The following is a 23,104-nucleotide window of genomic DNA, read 5'->3' as shown; positions in this document are numbered from 1 at the left end:
GCGACGGAGGATCGCTGGTGCCCTGGAAAGAGACATGTTCAGTGGACGAGAGGCTTCAGTTCATCGCGCAGGTCAACGAGTCGGACGAGACGTTCGCGGAGCTGTGCCGACGGTTCGGCATCAGCCGGAAGACGGGGTACAAGTGGGTGGAGCGCTACGAGCAATCCGGACCTCGTGGTCTGGAGGAGCGGCGGCCCGTGGCGCACACGTTCCCGCATGCGACGCCAGCGGCGATCGTCGACGCGCTGGTCGAGCTGCGGAAGGTGCGACCCACCTGGGGTCCGAAGAAGCTGCGCGCCCGGCTGGAGAGCATGGGCCTTGAGGGGCTGCCGGCGACGAGCACCATCGGCGAGCTGCTCAAGAAGCACGGGCTGATCCGACCCCGGCGGCGCCGCGTGGTGATGCCGACGTCAGCGATGCCGTCGACGCTGGCTCCAGCGGAGCAGCCTAATGACACATGGTGCGTCGATTTCAAGGGGCACTTTGCGCTTGGCGACAAGACCCGGTGCCACCCCCTGACGTTGACGGACCAGGCGTCGCGGTACTTGCTCAAGTGCGAGGGGGTGGCGAAGCCGGACGAGGCCTCGGTGCGGCCGCACTTCGAGCGCGCGTTCCGCGAGTTCGGGCTGCCGAACCGTATCCGCTCGGACAACGGCCCGCCGTTCGCCACGCTGGGCATCGGAGGGCTCTCGGCGCTGTCGGTGAGCTGGATCAAGCTCGGCGTGGTTCCCGAGCGCATTGAGCCCGGCAAGCCGCAGCAGAACGGCCGTCACGAGCGCATGCACAAGACGCTGAAGGCGGAGGCGACCTCGCCGCCCGGAGCCACGCTCGCGGCGCAGCAGCGCGTCTTCGACCGCTTCCGGCACGAGTACAATGACCAGCGGCCCCACGAGGCGCTCGGCCAGAGGACGCCGGCTTCGCGCTACACGCCGTCGCGGCGGACGATGCCGAGCAAGCCCTCCTCGCCGGAGTATCCGGACACGATGGCCGTGCGACGCGTGGGGGACATGGGACGGCTGCAGTTCGGTGGCGCGAACACCTTCGTCTCCAAGCTGATCGCCAACGAGCCCGTGGGGCTGCTTCCGATCGCCGACGACGTCTGGGAGCTGTACTACGGGCCGGTTCTGCTCGCGCAGGTCACCCTGAAGAACAAGGAGCTGCAGCTCGCCAAGGCACGGTGACCTGCGCGCACTCACGCCGGAACGTGAGGAGAGGCTCGCGTGTACCGAGACCGCGGGAAGCGGATCGTGTATAGATCCTGGCGGTCCGAGAGAGCGCGGTGAGCGTGTCGCGTCGACGAGGATCCGGCCCCTGTTTCCACTCCTCCCGGAGCAGGGGCCCGTAGCTCAAGGAAGTGTCACCGCGGCTCCCGGTCAGAAGTGTTACCAGGGCTCCGCTCGTACAGCCCCCGGTTTGAATTCCAATTCACCCCTGAGGTTCCGGACAGCCTCCGGTCTGAATTCCAATTCACCCCTGAGGTTCCGGACAGCCTCCGGTTTGAATTCCAATTCACCCCGAGGCTCCGGACAGCCTGAATTTCAATTCACCCCGGCGCCCCCGGACAGCCCCCGGCTCGCGCTGAACGCCTCCCCCGCGCGCGCCGCTCCCCCGCCGCCCCCGCCCGTCCCTCACGCCGCCGCCGCGGCCGACTGGAACGCCCGCGACAGCTCCGTCGGCGACGGGAGCGCCGCGCTCGCGAGCCCGCGCCGCGCCACCGCGAGCCAGCGCATCGGGTCGGCGACCGCGCCGCTCGCGATCGCGGCGAGCAGGCGGCGGCGCATCCAGTCCTTGCGGCGGTAGAAGCTCGTGCCGTGCTCGGCCGTGGGGCGCGGGACGTAGCTCGCCAGCGAGACGTGCGTCTTCTCGTGCAGCAGGAGATCGGTGAGCGCGGTGAACGCGGCCGCGTCGTCCCGCAGGAGCACCGCCGTGAGCAGCGTCCGCACCCGCGATGAGGCGAGGTTCACGCTGATCCCGCTCCCGTCGGTGTGCGCCATCTCGTCGGGGCCGTAGAGATCCTGGTGCACCCAGATCGGCGACGTCGGCAGGTCCGCCGCCTCGGAGATCGCCGCGTCGAGCCGCTCGATGACCGTCATGGCCGCGGCCACGGCGCGGACGCCCGGCACCTCGGCCGCGATCGAGAGGAGCGCGTCGCGCGAGGTGCGGGGCATCGGGCACGGCGCGGCGCTCGCCGCGCGCTGCGGCGCCGCCGCGGCGGCCTCGGCGAGCGGCGGCGAGGCGGCGCCCTCGGTCGCGAGCCGCCGCCAGAACGCCTGCGCGAGCGGCTCGTCGATCGCGAGGTACACGAGCTCCCCCGGCCGCGCGCCGGGCGCCTCCCGCCCGGCGGCCTCGGGCGCCGCGGCGCCGCCGAGCGGCGCCCGGACGGCGCTCCGCGCGTGCCCCGGCGGGGAGGGCGGCGAGGAATCGAGCGGGCGGAGCACGCCGTCCCGGTGCGCCTTGAGCAGCTCGCGCAGCGTGAGCGGCGCGCTCCGGGCGTGGAGCGGGCCGAGGAGCGAGGACAGCGCCGTCCCCGGGGGCCGCGGGCCGGCGTCGACCACGATCGACCGGAAGAGCGGCGCGTCGAGCAGCCCGCTCGCGAAGCGGATGACCTGCTCGGGCGCCGCCACCGTGGGGGTGCGCGCGCTCGGATCGAGCTCGTCCACCGTCTGGGCGGACGCGATCGTGACGCTCTCGCCGAGCAGCGCCGCCTGCACGAGCCGGTCGAGCACCGACGAGAGCCGGTGATCCACCGCGCGCAAGAGCTCGCGGTCGTACAGGGCGTCGCGCAGGACGAAGCGCTCGAACGCGGCGACGAGCGCCGCCTCGACGGCCGTGGACGCGCTCGCCGCGACCGCCGAGCGGCCCTTGTTGAGCGGCACCGCGAGCGGCAGCTCCGCGACCAGCCCGAAGCCGGCCGCCGTGATCGCGCGCGCGAGCTCCCGGTGCAGCCCGAGCTCGGGGCCGGGGAAGGGGTCGATCCGCGCCGCCACCGTGAGCCCCTTCTGGGTGATCGTGAGCTGCGGCTCGACGCCGTCGCCCCGGCCCACGAGGAGCTCGATCGCGCCGCAGAGCTCGCCCGACGGCGGGAGCCGGAGCGGCACCTCGGCGGCGCGGCGGAGGCGCGCCCGCGCCGTGTTGACGAGCGCGCCGTCGACGTAGAGCCGCGCGACGGCCGGGTCGACCAGCCCCACCGCCGCGGCCACCTCGGCGGCGAGCGCCGGCCGCGAGATCGGCTGCGCGAGCGAGAGCCGCACCGAGGTGCCCGTCGTCGACCGGCGCGGCGGCGCGGCGGCGCCCGGGAGGCCGGGCGGCGGCGCGGCCGAGGAGCGGGGCAGGGACAGGAGCGTCCACGAGAAGTCCTCGTAGGGCGGCCCCGCGCCGAGCGGCGCGACGAGCAGCCGGTGCCCGCCCGAGGGCGTCGCCGTGACCACCTCGATCCAGGGCGCGATCTCCAGCGCCGAGAAGAAGCCGATCCCGTGCTCGCCGATCGCGTCGGGCTCGCCCGCCTTGCCGCTCCGGAAGGGGACGAGCAGGTCGGCGAGGAGCTCGGTCCGGCTCATGCCGCGGCCCTGGTCGGCGACCGAGATCTCGCGCCCGTCCTCGGTCGAGCGGACGTCGATGCGGGCGCCGGGGGGCGAGGCGTCGAGCGCGTTCTGGAGCAGCTCGCGGAGCGGGCCGATCCGCGACGACGCCTGCGCGTAGATGGTGCGCGAGAGGATGCGCTGCGCGAGGTCGGGCACCGTGGCCTCGCTGCGGCAGGCGGCGACGATCGCGAGGCGCTCCGCGCTGGTCGCCTGGAGGTAGGCCTCGGCGCGCCCGTGGATCCGCACGAGGAGCAGCTCCGAGAAAAGCCCGTACGAGATCTGGGTCATGGATCGCCTCCGGACGTCCTTTCGCCGGGCCGGAGCGCGGCGCAGGCCGCCCCGTCCACGGGTTCGCCGACGATGAGATCGCGCTCGAGATCGGCCTCGCGCACCCCGGAGGCCCGGTCGAAGGCGGCCCGCAGCGCGTACCGGTCGCACCAGCCCGCGGGCCACCGCACCGCCGCGCTGTCGTCGCGGATGAGCAGGAGCCGGCGCGTGCCGAGGCACGGCAGCGGGCCCGCCGGGCGCCGCGCCGGCGCGCCAGGGGACGGGAGCGCGCCCGGCGCCCGGCGCGCCGCGGCGCTCGCGCCGCCGCCCGCCTGGGGCCGGCCCCGGCAGAGGGTGACCATGGTCGTGTGTGGGCTCACCGCGCGCGCGACGAGCAGCGGCAGCCCGGCGAGATCGCCGCGGCGCCGCGTCAGGGCCGCGAGCGTCTCCGGCGGGTCGAACTCGAGCTCGTCCTCGAGGAGCTCGCGCTCGCCGGGCAGGTGGGGCTGCCACTCGCGCTCGGCCCAGAAGCTCTCGGGCACGAAGAGCCGGTCGGCCACGCTCGGCCCGAGGAACCCGAGCAGCGCCTCGCGCCGCTCGGGGTTCACCATGCAGCGCCCCGGGCCGAGCAGGGCGCCCGCGAGCTCGAGGGCCACCTCGTCCCAGCCCGCGGACTGCAGCATCAGCGCGCTGATCTGCGCGGCCATCTCGGCGAGCCGGTCGCGCGCGCGCCGGCCCTCGCCGCTCTCCGCGGCGATCTGGATGAGCCGCCGGTAGAACGCCGTCGCGGCCGCGGTGAACGCCGGCCCGACCTTGAGCGCGTCGCGCCCCTCGGTCAGCTCCACGGCGGCCGGGAAGTCGATGAGCGCGAGCTCGGCCAGGGCCAGGCACGCCTCGACCTTGACCCCGGCGTGGAAGGTGGCCGCCGAGATGCTCGGGAGCAGCCCCCGCCCGCCGACGTGGAAGCGCGCGACGAGCGCGCCGTCGCGCCCCTCCGCGAGGCGGGCGCGCGCCTCCTCGGCGGTCGAGCCGCTCGCGGCGGCGGGGGGCGGGCCGCTCGCGGCGGCGGGGCGCGGGCCGCTCGCGGCGGCGGGGCGCGGGCCGCTCGCGGCGGCGGGGGGCGAGCCGCTCGCGGCGGCGGGGCGCGGGCCGCTCGCCGCGGGGGGGTCGTCCGCGCCGGCGGCCGGCGCGGCCGCGATGCGCTCTTCGACGAGCCGCCCGCCCGAGATCAGCCGGCCGTCGTTCACGGCCGCGCCGTCGAGCAGCACGAGGGCGCGGCCCGCGGGGAAGAAGTGGAGCGCGTCGCGCAGGTAAGCGCGGACCGCGCCCGCCTCGAGCAGCGACGACGTGACCCGCACGCGCGTGCCGAGCAGCGGCGCGATGCGGCGGACCGAGCACATCAGCGCGGCGGTGAGCTCGGGCGACGCGCGGCCGCGGGCGCGCTCGGGCTCGTCGGGGGCGAGCTCGGGCGCGCCGCCCGCGTCGCCCAGGCTGGGCCAGGCCACGACGCGGATCGCCCACCCCTCGATGCCGTCGCCGGTGGTGAGGTGCAGGCTGAAGCTCTCCGGGTCCGAGAGCCCGAGGCCGAGCACCGAGAAGAACCCGACCCCGAACCGGCCGAGATCGATGCCGGGCCGCTTGTCTGTCGCGAACGGGATGAGCAGCCGTGAGAGGATTGCCCGGAGCCCCATGCCGGCGCCGGTGTCGCTGACGTCGACGCGCCCGTCGATGACGGCGACGTCGACGAGCGGCTGCGGCGCGCGGGCCGCGTCGGCGGCGTTGAGCACGAGCTCGATCAGCGGCCGGAGCGGGTGCCCGAACTGGCGGGAGATCTCCTCGTCGAGGATCTTGATCAGGTAGGCGCGGTCGATGGGGGGCTCGGCGATGTCGCGCTGCCCTGCGCAGAGCGCGTCGAGGGCCGGGCGGTGCAGGCCGATGGCGACGAGCTCGTGCAGCGCGCCCAGAAAGTACAGCCCGGCGTCTCCCTTCGGAGGCGCGGCGCGCCGGCTGCCGCCCCCGTCACCCCCGGCTCCGTAGTGCGCGTGCACGCTCGACTGCTCCCCCTCACGCCCGCCCTCGACATCCCCCTGCGCGAAGTGCGCGCACCCACCGTGCGAATGCGCGCCGAGTGAGCGCCGAGCGGCGAACGATCGGCGGAGCTTTCACCGCCCGTGCCGAGCCGAGCCGTCGGGCGGCGACCGTCCGTCCTTCAGCGCGCGGCCGCCGGGGGCGGCGGGGCCCGCTACCCCGCGGCCCGCCGCTGCGGCGGCGAGCTCGGGGCGCCGCGCTCTTCGCCCTCGTCCGCCTCGCCCTGAGCGTCGCGGCGCTGCGCCGCGCTCTGGGGCAGCGTCGCGCTCTGGGGCAGCGGCGTCGCGCTCTGGGGCAGCGGCGTGGGGCTCTGGGCGGGGTCGGCGAGCTGGGCCAGCTCGGAGAGCCCCAGCGCGCTCCACTTGCCGGGGGGCGGGATCGACATCACCCCGGCGCGCTCGCGCTCCAGGCGCGCGTTCAGCTCGCCGCCGATGAGCAGCGCCAGCGCCAGGAGCCACAGCCAGAACAGGAAGATCGCGACGGTCGCGAGGCTCCCGTAGAACGTGGCGTAGCGGCCGAGCGTGGCGACGTAGAGCGAGAACAGGGTCGACACGGCCGACCAGAGCACCACGGTGAGCACCGCGCCCGGGAAGACCCGGCGCCGCTCGATGTTCGGGCGCTGGATCGAGAGCCTGAAGAACGCGGCCACCATGCAGGTGACGAGCCCGGCCGGGAGGGCGAAGGCGACGATGCGGGCGCCGATCGAGCCCGAGAGCGAGCCGATCAGCACGCCGACGCCGGCGACCACGGGCACCACGGCCAGGCTGGCCATGACGCAGGCCGCCGCGATCGCCCTGCGGACGTACCAGGGGCGCTCGCGCGTGTTGTAGATGGTGTCGAACACGCCCATGGCGGTCGAGAGCCCGGAGGACGTGATCCAGAGGAAGCCGGTGATGCTGATGGGGGCGACCGCCGACGACTGCGAGAGCCGGAAGAGCTCCTCCGAGACGAGGTTCGCGACCTCCGGGGGCGCGGCCGTGAGGAGCGGCTGCACCACGAGGTCCGACCACTCCTTGGTGCGGCTGAGCACGTAGCCGGCGAAGGCGGCGAGGGGGATCAGGCTGAGGAACGCGTCGAAGGCCATCGCGCTCGCGGCCCGCGGCCCGTTGTGCCGGTCCAGGCTGACGATGACGCTCCACACCGCCTTCGCGGCGCGGTGGCGCTCGATGTGTCGCCGGATCGCAGATGGCACGGGCGCAGCGTCGCTCTCCCGGGTGCGGGGCGCAATACCATCCGCCGCGCGGGAGAGGCCCGGCGATCTCGGGACAGCGGCAACTTCCGGCACCGCAGCCGGAGGCGCGGGCCGAGGGCGCAGGGCGCCGGCGTCCGTGCGGGGCAGTCCCACACGCTGGAGCGCGTGACGGGCGCGTGACGACCGCGCGGCGCCTAGGCCTCGGCGTTCCTGTCGGCCGCGAGGAGGCTCTGCACCGCGTAGGGCACCGACTCGACGCCGGCGAGCTCGGCGAGGGCGTAGGCGATGTGCTCGCGGCTCGCGTGCGGCGGGATGCCGACGATCGCCCATGAGCCCCCCTCGCCGCGCTGCAGGTTGCTCCCGCGCTCGACGCGGAGCGCGGCGATAGCCGGGTAGACGGCGACGGTCATCCGCTTCGGCCGGAGGCGGTCCAGCGCGCGCATCGCGAAGGCGATCCGGTCGAACTCGCTGGGATCGCGGTACTCGACGAGCCGCTGCCGATCGATCTCCACGTGGTGGGCATCCCGCTCGCGCACGGGGTGAGCATAGCCCAAGCCGGCGGCGGCGCCGCTCCGGGCCCGCGGCGACCCCGGCGCCGCCGCCGGACGCGACGGCGGGCGGGCGCGCGGAGCCCAGGGCCCGCGGGTGCCGCCGCGCGCCGGCCATGCTACGCGCCGGGGCGCCATGGACAGCCTCCCCCTGCTCGCCGACCACCCGTACGCCTCCTTTCTCGATCAGGTCGAGAAGCCCGCGCGCTACGCGGGCGGCGAGGTCGGCTCGGTCGTGAAGGACTGGGCGTCGGTCGAGGCGCGCGTCTGCCTCGCCTTCCCCGACGTCTACGACATCGGGATGAGCCACCTCGGCTTCAAGATCCTCTACAAGCTCCTGAACGACGACCCGCGCACGCTGGCCGAGCGCTGCTATGCGCCGTGGGTCGACATGGAGGCGCAGCTCGTGGAGCGCGGGCTGCCGCTCGTCTCGCTCGAGTCGGCGCGGCCGCTCCGGGACTTCGACGTGGTGGGCTTCTCCCTGCAGTTCGAGCTCACCTACTCCAACATCCTCACGATGCTGCACCTCGGCGGCGTCCCCCTGCGCGCGAACGACCGCGGCGAGGACGACCCGATCGTCATCGCGGGCGGCCCGACGGCGACCCACCCGGAGCCGATCGCCCCCTTCCTCGACGCCCTCGTCATCGGCGACGGCGAGGAGAAGGCGACCGAGGTCGCCCTCACGTGGACCCGGCTGAAGCGCGAGGGCGTGCCGCGGCGCGAGCGGCTCATCGCGATCGCGCGCCTCGGCGCGGTGTACGTGCCCTCGCTCTACGCGACCCGGCTCGACCCCGACACCGGCCTCGAGGTCGTCGACCGCCCGCTCGTCGACGGCATCCCGTTCCCCGTCGACCGCGCCCTCGTCGACCTGAACCGATACCCGTTCCCGGACGAGAGCCCCACCGGCGGCCCCGAGGCCATCTTCGACCGCATGTCGATCGAGATCGCCCGCGGCTGCACCGAGGGGTGCCGCTTCTGCCAGGCCGGCATGATCTACCGCCCGGTCCGCGAGCGCGATCCCGAGCAGATCGTCGACACCGTGATGCGCGCGGTGCAGAGGTCCGGCCAGGACGAGGTCTCGCTCACGGCGCTGTCGACGGCCGACGTCTCGTGCATCTCGCCGCTCGTCAAGAAGGTCACCGAGCGCCTCACGAAGGAGCGCATCTCGCTCGGCGTCTCGTCGCTGCGCGCCTACGGGCTCGAGCCCGACCTCCTCGACGAGCTCAAGCGCGTGCGCGCCACGGGCCTCACCTTCGCGCCCGAGGCGGGGACCCAGAGGATGCGCGACGTCGTGAACAAGAACGTCACGGAGGAGCAGCTCCTCGAGACGGCCGAGCGCGTGTTCAGCCGCGGCTGGGGCAAGATGAAGCTCTACTTCATGATCGGCCTCCCGACCGAGACCGACGAGGACGTGCGCGGCATCGTCGAGACGGGCGCCCGCGCGGCCGGCGCCGGGCGGAGGGCGGCCGGCAAGGGCAAGCCGGTCGACGTGACCGTCAGCGTCTCGACCCACGTGCCGAAGCCGCACACCCCGTTCCAGTGGGCGGCGATGGACACGCTCGCCGAGGTCGGGCGCAAGCAGCAGCTGCTCAAGGACACGGTGCGGCCGTACCGCGCCGTCACGCTGAAGACGCACGAGGCCCACGCCAGCGTCCTCGAGGGCATCTTCGCCCGCGGCGACCGCCCCCTCGCCGACGTCCTCGAGCGCGCGTGGCGCAGCGGCGCCCGCTTCGACTCGTGGGACGATCAGCTCAAGCTGTCCGTGTGGGAGGAGGCGTTTTCGCATTTCGGCGTCGACCGGGCGAGGTACCTCGGCACCCTCCCGGTGACGGCGCGGCTGCCGTGGGATCACATCGACGTCGGCCTCGAGGAGGGCTTCCTCGCGCGGGAGTACAGGAAGGCGCTCCAGAGCCGCCTCAGCCCGCCGTGCGGCAAGGTCGCCGGCACGTTCGTGCACCACACGAACCTCGAGGACGCCAGCGCCGATACGCGGCGGCTCGTCTGCTACGACTGCGGCGTCGCCTGCGACATGACGCAGATGCGCGAGGAGCGGCTGACCTTCCTCGACCGGCTCGGCGCCCACAAGCGCTCGCTGCCGGTGCTCACCGACGCGGCCGCCTCGCCGCCGGCAGACGCCGCGCCGCCATCCGCCGCCGCCGCCAGCTCGCCCGCCGAGCCGGCGCACCTCGTCGAAGCGGAGTCCCCGCCCGCCGGCGAGGCGGAGCTCCCGCGCGAGAGCGCCGAGGATCCGGCCCGCGCCGAGACCGCGGCGCCCCCGCGCGCGAAGCCGCGCGCGCCTGCGCCGAAGGGGCGCGGCGGCTTCCGTTACCGCTTCCGCTTCGAGAAGACCGGCCCGATGGCGCTGCTCGGCCATCTGGACGTCGTGCGCGAGCTGCCGCGCGTGCTCCGGCGCGTCGGCGCGCCGATGACCTACACCGCGGGCTTCCACCCGAAGCCCGACATGACGTTCTCGCCGGCGCTCTCGCTCGGCGTCATCAGCCTCGACGAGTACGTCGACCTCCGCCTCGAGCGCGAGCTCGACCCGGCCGCGCTCGAGGCGCTCGTCGCCTCGATGTCGGCCGCGAGCCCCCGCGGGCTCGTGTTCCGCGGCGCCGTGAAGCTCGGCCCGGAAGACCCCGCCCTGAGCAAGCTGATCGCCGGCGCGCGCTACGCGCTCGCGTTCGCGCGCTCGGCGATCGGCGCCGACGCCGAGGCGGTCCTCGCGGCCCGCTGCAGCGCCGCCCTCTCGGCCGCGTCGCTCCCGATCCGCCGGGAGATCGAGCGGCTCGCGAAGATGGTCGACGTGCGCCAGTACCTGGTGCGGGCCGAGGTGGGCGGGCCCGACGTGCTCTCGGCGCTCGCGCAAGCGGGGCTCGTCGGCGATCTCGTCGCCCTCGAGGTCGAGGTCGACATCCGCGGCTCGGGGGCGGTGAAATCCTCCGAGGTCGCGGCGGTGATCGCGGGCGAGCCCGGGGAGGCGCCGGGCGCGATCACGCCGCCGCCGCACCGCGCCGTGCGGCTTCAGCTGTTCGGCCGCGCCGCGCCGTCGGGCGCCGCCGCGGGCGAGCGCTTCTCGCTCTTCGACCTCGAGCGGGCGCGCCGCGTCAAATCGGCCCCGGCGCCGGCGCCGTCCCTCGCGCTCGCCGCGGACGCCGAGTGAGCCAGCCCGGGACGGTCGCACCGCAAAGATCCTCCGGGTGACGTCGTCAGCGTCGCCCGCGGAGCGCGCGGGCGATCGCCCGCGGATCGGCTACGCTGCGGTCCGCTTTATGGCAAAAGAGGGTCACGAGACCGAATGCTGCGCCGCGCGCCTCGCCGCGGCGGGAGCGGTTGGTGCGAGCGTCGCCCATGAGCTGCGCAACGCCCTCGCGGTCGCGGAGTCGTCGCTCTACCTGGCGCAGCGCGACCTCGACGATCGGCCTCGCCTGCTGCGCCACCTCGACCGGGTGACGTGCGAGATCCGCAAGGCGCACGAGGTCATCGGCAGCGTCCTCGGGCTGGCGCGCGGCGAGCCGCTGCGGCGCGAGCCGGCGCATGTCGGCAAGCTCATCGAGAGCGCCCGGCACGCGCTGGTCCTGCCCACGGCGGTCCGGTTCGAGGTCGCCGTCGCGCCGGCCGACCTCACGCTCCTGTGCGATCCCATCCTGCTCGAGCGCGTCTTTTCGAACCTCTACCTCAACGCCATCGAGGCGCTCGACAACGCCCCTGGCGGCTCGATCGTCACGCGCGCGTGGCGAGGCGACGAGCGCACGTACCTCGAGGTCGAGGACAACGGCCCCGGCGTCCACCCCTGCGTGGTCGACCACCTCTTCGAGCCGCTCGTGACCGCCAAGGTGAAGGGGACCGGCCTCGGGCTCGCGCTGAGCCGGGTCATCATCGAGGCGCACGGCGGCGACATCACGGCGACGACGGGCCGGTGCAAGGGCACGGCGTTCCGCATGTGGCTGCCGAACCAGTAGCCGGGGGCGCCGGCCGGGCCCGTGGCCGGGAGCGCCGCCTCGCCGGGGCGCGCCGCCCGCGTGCTATCGTCCTCTCATGTCCATGCAGGCCAGGCGCCGTCCGGCGGAACGCGGCCCGTTTCGGCCGGAGCACCTCCGCTCGGGCGATCCGTACGAGCTGTCGAACGGCCACCCCGTGTACTGCGCCCCCACGGGCGGGCGAGGCTCCGGGCCGAACCACCTGGGCAGCTCGGTCGTCGGCTGGGATCCGGCGGTCAAGGAGGCGGGCGTGGACACGGGTTATTCCCTGGGGCCGGGCACGCTCCGGGCGCCGGACGTGGCGGTGGGGAACGTGCCGGACCGGCCCGGCTGGGTGAAGGGGGTACCGGAGCTCGCCATCGAGTACGCCGACGTGGGGCAGGACGAGGAGGAGCTCGCGGAGAAGATCGGCGACCTGCTCGCGGCCGGCACGAAGCTCGTGTGGGTGGTGCGCCTCAACGGTCCACGGCGGGTCGAGGTGCACGAGCCCCGACGGAAGATGCGCGTCGTGCTCCCCGGGCAGCGGCTGAGCGCGCCGGGCATCCTGAAGAACGCGTTCCCGGTCGAGGCGCTCTACGATCGCAGCGAGGCGGAGAAGGCCACGCTGACCAACCTGCTCCAGCGGCGCGGCTACGAGGACCTCGACGCCGTGCTGGCTGCAGGGCGCGAAGAGGGGCGCGAGGAAGGGCGCGAAGAGGGGCGCGAGGAAGGGCGCGAAGAGGGGCGCGAAGAGGGGCGCGAGGAAGGGATCCTCGAGGGCAAGCGCGACGCGCTGCGGCGCGTCCTCGATCGGCGAGGGCTGCGGCTCACGAAGTCGGCGGCGGCGAAGATCGCGTCGTGCAGGAGCGAGCGCGAGCTCGATGGCTGGCTCGACCGCGCCCTCGTCGCGTCGACCACGGCCGAGGTGTTCAGGCGCGCGGCCCGCTGACGCGCCCCGTCGACCCGCGCCCGCGCGCCGCGCCGGCTCAGCCGCGGCCGCGGCCGCGGACGAGCTCGGAGACGGCTTCTCCCAGGCCCTCGAGCGTGAGCGCGAACATCGGGAAGATGCCCTTGATCGCGTCGATGGTCGGGTGGGGGTACGGGCCGATCCCGTCCGGGTTCAGCCACACGGCGCGGTCGAAATGCTCGCGGAGCATCATCAGCCAGGCGACGCCGGGCAGCCGCGCGTCGGCGTCGAGCGAGGCGCCGCCGTAGCCCGACGAGCCGAGCAGCTCGTACGGTGCCATCGACGCGTCCCCGACCATCACGAGCTTGTGCTGCTTGCCGCACTCGCGGAGGAGCTCGCGCACCGGCACGGGCTCCTGCAGCCCCTCGGTCTTGTAGACCTTTTCGTAGACGCAGTTGTGGAAGTAGTAGCTCCTCAGCTCCTTCCAGTGCGTCGCGCGCTTCGCCGCGCTGAACAGCTGCGACACGAGCGCGGCGCTGGGATCCATCGAGCCGCCCACGTCCATCATCAGGATCACGCGCGTGTTCGGCCGGCGCGGGGGCCGCGTGACGATCTCGATCTCGCCCGCGTTCCTGGCCGTCGCGTCGATCGTCGCCTCGACGTCGAGCTCGCGCTCGCCGCCCTCGCGCGCGAAGGCGCGCAGCTTGCGCAGCGCCACCTCGATCTGGCGCACGTCGAGCGTGAGATCGCTGCGGTAAGGCCGGTAGCGGCGCGCGTCGGCGTTCTGCACCGCGCCGCTCCGCCCGCCCGCGGAGCCGCCGACCTGGGTGCCGCTCGGGTTGAACCCGCCGCGGCCGAACGGCGACGTGCCGCCGGTCCCGATCCACCGGTTCCCCCCGTCGTGGCGCTCCCGCTGCTCGCGGAGGCGCTCCTCGAACCGCCGGAGCACCTCCGGGAGGTCGAGCTCCTCGATCATCGCCTTCTCCTCCTCGGAGAGGGCGCGCATCTTGACCGGATCCCGGAGCCACGAGAGGAGCTCCTCCGCGATCGCCTTGGCCTCCACGTGCACGCCGCGGAAGTGCTGGGCGAACGCGAGGTCGAAGTCGTCGAGGTGCGCCTCGGAGTGGACCAGGAGCGCCCGCGCGACGTGGTAGAAGCCGTCGAGCGAGCTCTCGTGGAGGCCCGCGGCGAGCGCGCGCGCGAGGCCGATCGCCTCCTGGGCGCCGACCGGGACCTTGCGGGCCCGGAGCTCGTAGAGGAACTCGACGAACATCGCTACGACCGGTACCGCTTGCCGCCGGCCAGCTGATCGGCCAGGGCCGCGAGGTCCTGCTCCTTCTTGAGCAGCGCGCCGAGGAACGGCAGCGTCTTGTCGAGCTTCACCTCGCTCACGCCCGCCCTGCGCAGCACGGCGATCCAGTCGATGAGCTCGCTCGTCGAGGGCCGCTTCCGGATCCGGGTGTTCTTCCGGATCTCGTAGAAGACCTGCATCGCCTGATCGGCCAGCGCCCGATCGAGCTCGGGGTGGTGGACGCGGACGATGTCCCGCATGAGCTCCGGCTCCGGGAAATCGATGAAGTGGAAGACGCAGCGGCGCAGGAAGGCGTCCGGCAGCTCCTTCTCGTTGTTGCTGGTGATGATCACGACGGGCCGCTCCCGGGCGACGATCTCGTCCCCGGTCTCGGCGACGCGGAAGCGCATCCGATCGAGCTCGTGGAGGAGATCGTTCGGGAACTCGAGATCGGCCTTGTCGACCTCGTCGATGAGGAGCACGACGCGCCTGTCGGCGCTGAACGCCCTCCCGAGGGGGCCGAGCTTGATGTACCGGCGGATGTCGCGCACGTCGCCGTCGCCGAAGCGCGCGTCGTAGAGCCGCTGGACGGTGTCGTAGACGTAGAGCCCGTCCTGGGCCCGCGTGGTGCTCTTGACGTGCCAGGGGATGAGCTCGGCGGACAGGCTCTGCGCGATGGCCTCGGCGAGCAGCGTCTTGCCGGTGCCGGGCTCTCCCTTGACGAGGAGCGGCCGCTCCAGGACCAGCGCGCAGTTGACGGCGGCCTCGAGCGCTTCGTTGGTGAGGTAGCGTTCGGTGCCGCGGAAGCGGCGGAAGTCGGACATACCGAACGATAGCACCCGCCGGCGAGCGCGGCGGGGCGCGCGGGCCGGGCGAAACGTGGAACGACGTGAAACGACGTGGAACGACGTGGTACGTCGTCGAACGAGCGCGCCGGGGTCAGAGCCAGTCGCGCGCGAGGTAGGCTGTCCACGAGGCGGCCCGCTCCCAGAGCGGGCGCCGGGCCCAGTGCGCGGCGGTGATCTCGCGGCAGTGGGCGAGGTCGTCGGCGAACATCCGCTCCATGGCGCCGGCGAACCCGCGGTGCGAGATGACGGCGTTCGCCTCGAGGTTCATGCGGAGCGACTGGCTGTCGAGGTTCGTGGAGCCGACGGTGGACCAGACGCCGTCGATGACCGCGGTCTTGGCGTGCAGGACGCGGCCGCGCCACTCGAGCATGCGGGCGCCGGCGTCGAGGAGGTGGCCGTAGATGGTGCGCGACGCGAGCAGGACCGCGCGCACGTCGGTGGTGCCGGCGACCATGATCCTGACGTCGACGCCGCGGCGCGCGGCGGCGGAGAGCGCGTGGATGACCCGGAGCGGCGGCAGGAAATAGGCGTTGGTGATGAAGATCCGGCGCCGGGCGCGCTCGATGGCGTGCCGGTAGGCGTCGCGGATGCCGTGGCGGTGCCTGCGGCGAGGGAGGTCGTTGCTGATGATCTGGACGGCGGGGTCGGGCCTGCGCTCGGCGTAGCCGTAGCGCTGATCGTCGGTGGGGGCGCCGCCGGCGCGCTGCCAGGTGCGCAGGAAGAAGTACTGGAGCTCGGCCGCGGCGGGGCCCTCGAGCCGGAGGTGGGTGTCGCGCCAGCCGGCGCCGCCGTCCTCCGGGGCGGCGTAGTCGTCGGAGATGTTGAGGCCGCCGGTGAAGGCGACGGAGCCGTCGACGATGAGCGCCTTGCGGTGGTCGCGGCGGGCCACCTTCCCCAAGGGGGCCGAGAGCTCGAGGGGGCGGAAGGCGAGGGGACGGACGCCGGCGCGGCGGAGCCCGTCGCGGAACGACGACGAGACGGACGAGCCCCAGGCATCGAAGAGCACGCTCACCTCGACGCCCGCCGCCGCCCGCTCCATGAGCGCCTCGGCGAAGCGCCGGCCGGTGCGATCGTCCCGCAGGATGTACGTCTCGAGGCAGATCGTGCGCTGGGCCCGGGCGATGGCCTCGAGCATGGCCGGGTAGGTCTGGGCGCCGTCCTTGAGGAGCGCGAGCCGGTGGGCGCCGACGGTCATCTCGGCGAAGGCGGGCGCGGTGGACGCGGGAGGGGGCGAGGACATGCAGCGAGGGGCCGGGCTGCTCGGGCGAGGCGCCGCGATGATAGCGCGGGCGGGCCAGGGATGTGCCACGCGAGCGAAGAGAAATTTAACGCAAAGGCGCAAAGGGCGCAAAGACGCAAAAATGCATGAATATTTGTGCCTTTTTCTTTGCGTCTTTGCGCCTTTGCGCCTTTGCGTTGAACTCTCTCTCTCTCTCTCTCTCTCTCTCTCCGGATCCCTGGTCAGGACTCCTGGTGGGTGGAACTAGCGTGGTGACGAGCGGGCGGGGTGATCGTGTTGAGAGAAGGAGGTCGGCGTGAACAGGAAATGTGGAGTTTGCTTTGATATCCGGTCGATGGTGCCGATAGGCCGGGCGATGCGACGGGCTTATTTGATGAGGAGCGGTTGGACTTGCGCCGTGCGCACGGGCATCATCCAGCGCCTGGCGAGGAGCGCCGCGACTCCACGGTTCGGTCCGGCGGCTCGTGCGGAGGGAGGAGGCGTCACGCGATGGCACCGAGGCGAGCGAAGGAGCGACACGCCGCGGAGGACGAGCTGTCGAGCGCGGGCGGCCGCGCGCACGGATATCCGAGGCCGCAGCTCCGGCGCGCCGGGTGGACCTCCCTGAACGGGACATGGGCGTTCGCGCTCGATCCGCAGGCGAGGTGGAGGAGGCCCGCCGAGGTCGTGTGGGATCGCGTCATCGACGTCCCGTTCTCGCCGGAGACGGAGCAGAGCGGGGTCGGGGAGATGGGGTTTTACTGCGCCTGCTTCTACCGGCGGACGTTCGAGGCGCCCGACCTCCGCGACGGCGAGCGGCTGGTCCTGCACTTCGGCGCCGTCGACTACGAGGCCACCGTCTGGGTGGAAGGGTGCGTGGTCGCGCGCCACGTCGGCGGTTACACGCCGTTCAGCGTCGACATCACCGACGTCCTCGGCGCGAAAGGGGCAAAGGAGATCGTCGTCCGCGCCGAGGACGACCCCTCCGACATGGCGAAGCCGCGCGGCAAGCAGGACTGGCAGCGAGAGCCGCACTCGATCTGGTATCCGCGCACGACCGGGATCTGGCAGACCGTCTGGTTGGAGCGCGTGCCGAGGACGTCGATCGGGGCGGTGCGCTGGGCGTCGAGCCTCACGCGATGGGAGATCGACTGCTACGTGAGGATCGCTGGGGAGCGGCGCGACGACCTGCGCCTCAGGGTTCGGCTCCACAGCGACGACGCGCTGCTCGCCGACGACACGTACGCCATCGTCGCCGGCGAGGCGCACCGGCGCATCGCGCTCTCCGATCCGGGGATCGACGACTTCCGGAACCACCTCCTGTGGAGCCCCGAGTGCCCCATCCTGATCCAGGCCGAGCTCGAGCTCCTCGGCCGGGACGGGGAGGTGCTCGACCGCGTCCGGAGCTACACGGCGCTGCGCTCGATCGCGATCCAGGGCGATCGCGTCGTGCTCAACGGGAGGCCGCTCCCGCTCCGGATGGTGCTGGATCAGGGCTACTGGCCCGGGACCGGGATGACGCCGCCGGACGATCACGCGCTCCGGCGCGACGTGGAGCTCGCGCGAGCCATGGGCTTCAACGGCGTGCGCAAGCACCAGAAGATCGAGGACCCGCGCTATCTCTACTGGGCGGATACGCTCGGCCTGCTGGTCTGGGAGGAGATGCCGAGCGCCTACCGCTTCACCGCGCAGTCGGTCGAGCGCCTCACGCGGGAGTGGACGGACGTGATCGAGCGCGATTACAGCCACCCCTGCGTCATGGCGTGGGTGCCGTTCAATGAGTCCTGGGGCGTGCCGAACCTGCCGGACAACGCCCGGGAGCGCCACTGGGTCGAGGCGCTCTACCACCTCACCAAGACGCTCGACGCGACCCGCCCCGTGGTCGGCAACGACGGCTGGGAGAGCGTCGCGACCGACATCATCGGGATCCACGACTACGACGCCGACGCGGAGCGGATCGCGCGGCGCTACCACGCCGAGGAGGTCCGGCCCCGGCTGTTCCAGCGCGAGCGCCCCGGCGGGCGCCTCCTCGTGCTCGACGGCCACCGCGGGGTGAGCGACCTCCCGATCGTCCTGTCGGAGTTCGGCGGGATCGCGCTCCGGCAGGGCACCCCGGGTATCTGGGGCTATTCGCTCTACAACGACCCGAGGTCGTTCGCCCGGGCCTACGAGAGCCTGCTCGCGGCCGTGCGCTCGGTCGAGCTGCTCAGCGGCTTCTGTTACACGCAGTTCGCCGACACGTACCAGGAGGCGAACGGGCTTCTCTACGCGGATCGAACCCCGAAGTTCCCGCTCCACGAGATCGCCGCCGCGACGCGAGGCCGCGTCGCCGGGTACCCGCAGCCCGACTACCTGGAGCTCCGAGGACGCGAGGGGCCTCGGCAAGAGGGCGTGCTCGATCCCCTGGTCGAGGACGGCGGATAGCCGCGCCGGGGCGCCGGCCGGCCTGGAGCGCTGCCGCGCGTGGGCCGACCCCCCCATCTCGTCCAGCTGCAATGGGGTCTCGGGCCCGTTCCTCGACATGGACACGCCCTCGCCCGGCAATCGCGCGGCGGCTCCGCGCGAGGAGCGCTGACGCCGCGCCGCGGCGCGCTTGCGGGCATGCTCCTTGAATAGCGCTTGTCTGAAGCCCGGGATGCGACCCAGGTGCACACCGAGATGCGAGCGGGAGGGACCGATGAGCGCGAGACCGCAGCCGGACGTGATCTGCTTTTCGCACCTGCGTTTCAGCTTCGTGTTTCAGAGGCCGCAGCACCTGCTCACGCGCTGCGCGCGGCGGCGCCGGGTCTTCTTCTTCGAAGAGCCGGTGTTCGACGGCGCGCCCGCGCGCCTCGAGGAGACGGCGACCCAGCACCAGGGCCTCTGCGTCGCGACTCCGCACCTCCCCCCCGGCGCCGCGCCGCCCCGGGCCTCCGCCATGCAACGCGAGCTCCTCGACGGCATGATGAAGCGCCACGCGATCAGCGACTGCGTGCTCTGGTATTACACGCCGGTGGCGCTCTCGTTCTCTCGGCACCTCGCGCCCGCGGCGATCGTGTACGATTGCATGGATGAGCTCTCGGCGTTCGCCGGGGCGCCCCCGGCGCTCAAGGAGCGCGAGGCGGAGCTCCTGCGCCGCGCCGATCTCGTCTTCGCCGGCGGCGCGAGCCTCTACGAGGCGAAGCGCGCGCTGCACCCGAGCGTGCACGCGTTCCCGAGCAGCGTCGACGTCGCGCACTTCGCCCGCGCGCGGGCCGCCTCCCGCGCGGATCCCGAGGACCAGGCCGCGATCCCGAGGCCGCGCCTGGGCTTCTTCGGCGTCCTCGACGAGCGCATGGACCTCGATCTCCTCGCCGCCGTGGCCGCGCTGCGGCCGGCCTGGCAGATCGTGCTGGTGGGGCCCGTGGCCAAGATCGATCCGGCGACGCTGCCCCGCGCGCCGAACATCCATGTCCTGGGGCAGAAGCGGTATGAAGACCTGCCCGCGTACCTCGGGGGCTGGGACGTGGCGCTCCTGCCCTTCGCCCGGAACGAGGCCACGCGGTTCATCAGCCCCACGAAGACGCCGGAGTACCTGGCCGGCGGCAGGCCCGTCGTCTCGACGTCGATCCGCGACGTGGTGCACCCCTACGGCGAGCTCGGGCTGGTGCGCATCGCGGACGCGCCCCGCGACTTCGTGGCCGCCGTGGAGGCGGCCGTCGCCGAGGAGCGCGGCGCGCTGCTCGCGCGCGTGGACGACCTCCTCGGGCAGCGCTCGTGGGACGCCACCTGGGCCAGGATGGAGCGGCTCCTCGAGGGCGCCCTGGAGCGCCGCGGCCGGGCCGCGGCGGCGAGGTGAGCCATGTTCGATTACCTCATCGTCGGCGCCGGCTTCGCCGGGTGCGTCCTCGCCGAGCGGCTCGCCCGCGGCGCGGGGAAGAAGGTGCTCCTCTGCGACGCGCGCATGCACATCGGCGGGAATGCGTACGACCATTACGACGCCGCCGGCATCCTCGTGCACAGGTACGGGCCGCACATCTTCCACACGAACTCGCGGGAGGTCTTCGATTACCTGTCGCAGTTCACCGAGTGGCGCCCTTACCAGCACCGCGTGCGCGCCTGGGTCGACGGTCAGCTCCTGCCGATCCCGATCAACCTCGACACGATCAACGGCCTCTACGGCCTGAGCCTCAACGCGCTGGAGGTCGAGGGCTTCCTCGCCTCGAGGGCCGAGCGGCGCGAGCGCATCCGCACCTCGGAGGACGTGATCGTCAGCAAGGTGGGGCGCGAGCTCTACGAGAAGTTCTTCCGCAGCTACACGCGCAAGCAATGGGGGCTCGACCCGTCGGAGCTCGACGCCTCGGTGACGGCGCGCGTCCCGGTGCGAACGAACCGGGACGACCGCTACTTCGCCGACACCTACCAGGCGATGCCGCTCCACGGGTTCACGCGGATGTTCGAGCGGATGGTCGACCACCCGGGCATCAAGATCCTGCTCAACACCGATTACCGCGAGATCTGCGCTGTCATCCCGCACCGCGAGGTCATCTATACGGGCCCGGTCGACGCCTATTTCGATTACCGCTTCGGGAAGCTGCCCTACCGCTCGCTCGAATTCAAGTTCGAGACCAAGGACCAGGAGGTGTACCAGGCGGCGCCGGTCATCAACTACCCGAACGAGTACAGCTACACCCGGGTCACCGAGTTCAAGTACCTCACCGGCCAGGCGCACCCGAGGACCACGATCGTCTACGAGTTCCCGAAGGGCGACGGCGACCCGTACTACCCCGTGCCGCGGCCGGAGAACGCGGCGCTCTACCGGAAGTACGAGGAGCTCGCCCGGTCGACGCGCGGCGTCCACTTCGCCGGCCGGCTCGGCACGTACCGCTACTACAACATGGATCAGGTCGTCGCCCAGGCCCTCACCCTCTACGCGAAGCTGACGGGCGCGCCTGGCACTCGGCCCCTCGCGGAGGCGGCGTGATCGGGCCGGCCGGCGAGGGCGGCGAGCCGGCGATCGAGCTCTGGGGCGGCGTCGAGTGCACGGTGAACCGCGTCCGCGACGCGTACCACGATCAGCTCGTTTGGAGCGGCCACGCGCGCCGGCTCGACGACCTCGACCGCTTCGCCGAGCTCGGGATCCGGGCGCTGCGGTACCCCGTGCTCTGGGAGCGCACGGCGCCGGACGGCCGCGCGCGCTTCGCGTGGGCCGACGCGCGCCTCGGGAGGCTGCGCGACCTCGGCGTGCGGCCGATCGTGGGGCTCGTCCACCACGGCAGCGGGCCGCCCCGGACGAGCCTCCTCGACCCGAGCTTCGTCGAGGGGCTCGCGCGCTTCGCCCGCGCGGTGGCCGAGCGCTACCCGTGGATCGAGGACTACACGCCGGTGAACGAGCCGCTCACCACGGCGCGCTTCTCCGGCCTCTATGGCCACTGGTACCCGCACGGGCAGGATGGCCGCGCCTTCCTCCGCGCGCTCCTCACGCAGTGCCGCGCGATCGCCGCGGCCATGCGCGCCGTCCGCGAGATCAACCCGCGCGCGCGCCTCGTGCAGACAGAGGATCTCGGGCGGACGTTCAGCACGCCGCTGCTCGCGTACCAGGCGCAGCACGAGAATCACCGCAGGTGGTTGAGCTTCGATTTGCTCACGGGGCGAGTGGACCGGGATCACCCGCTCTATCCCCAGCTCCTCGAGTGGGGCGTGTCCGAAGGCGAGCTCGAGGCGCTCGTCGCGTCGCCGTGTCCGCCGGACATCCTCGGCGTCAATTACTACATCACGAGCGAGCGGTTCATCGACGAGCGCCTCGAGCGCTACCCGCCGGGGGCGCACGGCGGCAACGGCCGGCACGCCTACGCCGACGTCGAGGCCGTCCGCGTGCTCGCCGGGGGCGTGGGCGGGCATCTCCCGCGCCTCCTGGAGGTCTGGGAGCGTTACCGGCGGCCTGTCGCGATCACGGAGGCGCACCTGGGCGGCTCGCGCGAGGAGCAGCTCCGCTGGCTGGCCGAGGCGCACCGCGCGGCGGTGGCCGCGCGCGCGGCGGGCGCGGACGTGCGGGCGATGACCGTGTGGGCGCTGCTCGGCTCGTTCGACTGGGACAGCCTCGTGATGAGCGCGCGCGGGCGCTACGAGCCGGGCATCTTCGACGTCCGCGGCGAGGCGCCGCGTCCGACCGCGCTCGCCGGGCTCGTCCGAGCGCTCGCGCGCGGCGAGCCCTTCTTCCACCCGGTGCTCTCGGCGCCGGGGTGGTGGCGCCGCCCGGAGCGGCTGCTCTATCCGGCGGTCAGCGTGGAGGAGCGCGACGGCGCGGGGAGCGTCGAGCCGTCCGGCGGCCCGACGGCGCAGCCCGAGGGGCCGCCGATCGTGATCGCCGGCGCCGCGGGCATGCTCGGCAGGGCGTTTGCGCGCCTGTGCGCCCGCCGAGGGCTTCCGCACCGCGTGCTGCGCCGCGCCGAGATGGACATCGCCGATCCCGCGTCGGTCGAGCGCGCCCTCGAGCGCCACGCGCCGTGGGCGGTCGTCAACACCGCGGGCTATGAGCGCGTGGACGACGCGGAGCTCGAGCCTGACCGCTGCGCGCGCGAGAACGCCTCCGGGCCTGCGGTGCTCGCGGCGGCGTGCCGCGAGCGCGGCATCCGGCTCGTCACGTTCTCCTCCGATCAGGTCTTCGACGGCACGGGCACGACACCCTATGTGGAGACCGACTCGGCGCGGCCGCTCAGCGCGTACGGGCGGAGCAAGGCCGCTGCCGAGCGACAGGTGCTCTCGATCCTCCCGACGGCGCTGGTGGTGCGCACGGCGGCCTTCATCGACCCGTGGGACGAGGCCCATTTCATCGCCGCCGCCCTGCGCGCGTTTCGTGACGGCCGCCCCTTCAGCGCGGCCGAGGACCTGATCGTGACGCCGACCTACACACCCGATCTCGTCGACGCGACCCTCGATCTCCTGATCGACGGCGAGGGCGGCCTCTGGCATCTGTCGAACCGCGACGCGGTGACGTGGGCCGAGCTCGCCGCGCGGAGCGCCGCGCTGGCGCGCCTTCCCGCGGCGCTCCTCGTCCGCTGCCCGGGCAGCGCGCTCGGCTTCGTCGCGCCGCGCCCGCGGTACAGCGCGCTGGGCAGCCGGCGGGGGCTCCTGCTCCCCGCGCTCGACGATGCGCTCGCGCGATACCTCTCGACCGCGGCCGAGCCCCAGATCGGCCGCCAGGCCGCTTGAGCCGGGACGAAAGCTCGGGCTCCCGCCGTCGGTGACA

General features: G+C 73.3%; 15 protein-coding genes. 8 read left to right on the top strand and 7 right to left on the bottom strand.

What is annotated here, in order from left to right; all coding sequences use genetic code 11:
- Window positions 1-17: 17 nt before the first annotated feature.
- Complete coding sequence (locus WMF20_RS37680) at window positions 18-1,181, top strand: integrase core domain-containing protein (protein ID WP_437605551.1); 1,164 nt, start codon at window positions 18-20, stop codon at window positions 1,179-1,181.
- A 447-nt stretch (window positions 1,182-1,628) separates the two neighbouring features.
- Here WMF20_RS37680 and WMF20_RS37675 read toward each other — a convergent pair whose 3' ends face one another.
- The 4 genes from WMF20_RS37675 to WMF20_RS37660 form a co-directional block, all read right to left on the bottom strand.
- Window positions 1,629-3,869, bottom strand: coding sequence for an ATP-binding protein (locus WMF20_RS37675; RefSeq protein ID WP_437606616.1), 2,241 nt, complete (start codon window positions 3,867-3,869; stop codon window positions 1,629-1,631).
- The gene (locus WMF20_RS37670; RefSeq protein WP_437606615.1) at window positions 3,866-5,896 is read right to left on the bottom strand and encodes an ATP-binding protein; all 2,031 of its coding nucleotides are present in this window, start codon (window positions 5,894-5,896) and stop codon (window positions 3,866-3,868) included. Before WMF20_RS37670 ends, WMF20_RS37675 begins: the two co-directional genes overlap by 4 nt.
- 194 nt (window positions 5,897-6,090) lie before the next feature.
- Entirely contained in the window at window positions 6,091-7,128 is a 1,038-nt protein-coding gene (locus WMF20_RS37665; RefSeq protein WP_437606614.1) for a YihY/virulence factor BrkB family protein, read from the bottom strand.
- Between the two features lie 194 nt (window positions 7,129-7,322).
- Window positions 7,323-7,664 carry a hypothetical protein gene (locus WMF20_RS37660; protein WP_129578815.1) on the bottom strand — a complete coding sequence of 114 codons (342 nt, stop codon included), beginning with the start codon at window positions 7,662-7,664 and terminating at the stop codon, window positions 7,323-7,325.
- 148 nt (window positions 7,665-7,812) lie between these two features.
- Here WMF20_RS37660 and WMF20_RS37655 point away from each other — a divergent pair, with 148 nt between their 5' ends.
- The 3 genes from WMF20_RS37655 (at window position 7,813) to WMF20_RS37645 (ending at window position 12,581) form a co-directional block, all read left to right on the top strand.
- Window positions 7,813-10,836, top strand: a complete 3,024-nt coding sequence (locus WMF20_RS37655; protein ID WP_437606613.1) for a TIGR03960 family B12-binding radical SAM protein — start codon at window positions 7,813-7,815, stop codon at window positions 10,834-10,836.
- Window positions 10,837-10,945: 109 nt separating this feature from the next.
- Window positions 10,946-11,635: a sensor histidine kinase gene (locus tag WMF20_RS37650; RefSeq protein ID WP_437606612.1), complete on the top strand. Its 690-nt coding sequence runs from the start codon at window positions 10,946-10,948 to the stop codon at window positions 11,633-11,635.
- An 82-nt stretch (window positions 11,636-11,717) separates the two neighbouring features.
- Entirely contained in the window at window positions 11,718-12,581 is an 864-nt protein-coding gene (locus tag WMF20_RS37645; RefSeq protein WP_437617204.1) for a Uma2 family endonuclease, read from the top strand.
- A 37-nt stretch (window positions 12,582-12,618) separates the two neighbouring features.
- Here WMF20_RS37645 and WMF20_RS37640 read toward each other — a convergent pair whose 3' ends face one another.
- The 3 genes from WMF20_RS37640 to clsB all read right to left on the bottom strand — a co-directional run bounded on the left by WMF20_RS37640 (window position 12,619) and on the right by clsB (window position 15,918).
- Window positions 12,619-13,812, bottom strand: a complete 1,194-nt coding sequence (locus tag WMF20_RS37640; RefSeq protein ID WP_437606611.1) for a vWA domain-containing protein — start codon at window positions 13,810-13,812, stop codon at window positions 12,619-12,621.
- Between the two features lie 2 nt (window positions 13,813-13,814).
- A complete protein-coding gene (locus WMF20_RS37635) occupies window positions 13,815-14,654 on the bottom strand; it encodes an AAA family ATPase (protein WP_437606610.1) in 840 nt (279 codons plus the stop codon).
- A 115-nt stretch (window positions 14,655-14,769) separates the two neighbouring features.
- The gene (gene clsB, locus WMF20_RS37630) at window positions 14,770-15,918 is read right to left on the bottom strand and encodes a cardiolipin synthase ClsB (protein ID WP_437606609.1); all 1,149 of its coding nucleotides are present in this window, start codon (window positions 15,916-15,918) and stop codon (window positions 14,770-14,772) included.
- Window positions 15,919-16,407: 489 nt separating this feature from the next.
- Here clsB and WMF20_RS37625 point away from each other — a divergent pair, with 489 nt between their 5' ends.
- The 4 genes from WMF20_RS37625 to WMF20_RS37610 all read left to right on the top strand — a co-directional run bounded on the left by WMF20_RS37625 (window position 16,408) and on the right by WMF20_RS37610 (window position 23,067).
- The gene (locus WMF20_RS37625; RefSeq protein ID WP_437606608.1) at window positions 16,408-18,321 is read left to right on the top strand and encodes a glycoside hydrolase family 2 protein; all 1,914 of its coding nucleotides are present in this window, start codon (window positions 16,408-16,410) and stop codon (window positions 18,319-18,321) included.
- A 253-nt stretch (window positions 18,322-18,574) separates the two neighbouring features.
- Complete coding sequence (locus WMF20_RS37620; RefSeq protein ID WP_437606607.1) at window positions 18,575-19,714, top strand: glycosyltransferase; 1,140 nt, start codon at window positions 18,575-18,577, stop codon at window positions 19,712-19,714.
- A gap of 3 nt (window positions 19,715-19,717) precedes the next feature.
- Window positions 19,718-20,839: a UDP-galactopyranose mutase gene (glf, locus tag WMF20_RS37615; RefSeq protein ID WP_437606606.1), complete on the top strand. Its 1,122-nt coding sequence runs from the start codon at window positions 19,718-19,720 to the stop codon at window positions 20,837-20,839.
- Window positions 20,836-23,067, top strand: coding sequence for a family 1 glycosylhydrolase (locus tag WMF20_RS37610; protein WP_437606605.1), 2,232 nt, complete (start codon window positions 20,836-20,838; stop codon window positions 23,065-23,067). The genes glf and WMF20_RS37610 overlap by 4 nt, the downstream gene beginning before the upstream one ends.
- Window positions 23,068-23,104: the final 37 nt, after the last annotated feature.

Source organism: Sorangium sp. So ce834, from assembly GCF_051521425.1.
Classification (GTDB): Bacteria; Myxococcota_A; Polyangia; order Polyangiales; family Polyangiaceae; genus Sorangium; species Sorangium cellulosum_D.
Note: the sequence above shows the minus strand (reverse complement) of the source record. Positions and strands in the feature narration are given on the sequence as shown.

Excerpts from the sequence above, each read along its gene's own strand:
- WMF20_RS37625 (WP_437606608.1), top strand. The coding sequence starts at position 16,408 with ATGGCACCGAGGCGAGCGAAGGAGCGACACGCCGCGGAGGACGAGCTG.
- glf (WP_437606606.1), top strand. The coding sequence starts at position 19,718 with ATGTTCGATTACCTCATCGTCGGCGCCGGCTTCGCCGGGTGCGTCCTC.
- WMF20_RS37655 (WP_437606613.1), top strand. The coding sequence starts at position 7,813 with ATGGACAGCCTCCCCCTGCTCGCCGACCACCCGTACGCCTCCTTTCTC.
- WMF20_RS37635 (WP_437606610.1), bottom strand. The coding sequence starts at position 14,654 with ATGTCCGACTTCCGCCGCTTCCGCGGCACCGAACGCTACCTCACCAAC.
- WMF20_RS37640 (WP_437606611.1), bottom strand. The coding sequence starts at position 13,812 with ATGTTCGTCGAGTTCCTCTACGAGCTCCGGGCCCGCAAGGTCCCGGTC.
- WMF20_RS37645 (WP_437617204.1), top strand. The coding sequence starts at position 11,718 with ATGCAGGCCAGGCGCCGTCCGGCGGAACGCGGCCCGTTTCGGCCGGAG.
- clsB (WP_437606609.1), bottom strand. The coding sequence starts at position 15,918 with ATGTCCTCGCCCCCTCCCGCGTCCACCGCGCCCGCCTTCGCCGAGATG.
- WMF20_RS37620 (WP_437606607.1), top strand. The coding sequence starts at position 18,575 with ATGAGCGCGAGACCGCAGCCGGACGTGATCTGCTTTTCGCACCTGCGT.
- WMF20_RS37675 (WP_437606616.1), bottom strand. The coding sequence starts at position 3,869 with ATGACCCAGATCTCGTACGGGCTTTTCTCGGAGCTGCTCCTCGTGCGG.
- WMF20_RS37650 (WP_437606612.1), top strand. The coding sequence starts at position 10,946 with ATGGCAAAAGAGGGTCACGAGACCGAATGCTGCGCCGCGCGCCTCGCC.